The organism is Megasphaera stantonii (assembly GCF_025567065.1).
Classification (GTDB): Bacteria; Bacillota; Negativicutes; order Veillonellales; family Megasphaeraceae; genus Megasphaera; species Megasphaera stantonii.
Genome location: NZ_JAOQKD010000030.1, coordinates 1 through 303, shown reverse-complemented (window position 1 = coordinate 303; position 303 = coordinate 1). Strand labels below are relative to the sequence as shown.

Below are 303 nucleotides of genomic sequence, written 5' to 3'. Positions count from 1 at the left end.
TTTTTGCGTTTCCGTACTAGGCAGGGTGCATGAAACCTGATAGTTGAATTTGCGTAATCAGGAGGTAAGGCTATGAAAAAAGAAATGAAATATAAGGTGTTGTTGTGTCTGCTGGCTGGAAGCGTGTTGTCGGTTAATACAGCCTTGGCGGCGGAGTATACGGAAACCATAAAAGATGATATTACTTTACATAGTAGTGATATTGTTAGTGGATAAGGTACAATAAGTTTCGCAAAAATAAAAAGAGACATGGCTTGCAGAACTCTGGTAGAATGAAGTCGCGACACACCATTCTGAAAGGAG

General features: G+C 40.3%; 1 protein-coding gene. It reads left to right on the top strand.

The window, feature by feature from the left end; genetic code table 11:
• Positions 1-72 precede the first annotated feature (72 nt).
• Positions 73-216, top strand: a complete 144-nt coding sequence (locus OCV58_RS11365) for a hypothetical protein (protein WP_267312913.1) — start codon at positions 73-75, stop codon at positions 214-216.
• Positions 217-303 lie beyond the last annotated feature (87 nt).

Excerpts from the sequence above, each read along its gene's own strand:
- OCV58_RS11365 (WP_267312913.1), top strand. The coding sequence starts at position 73 with ATGAAAAAAGAAATGAAATATAAGGTGTTGTTGTGTCTGCTGGCTGGA.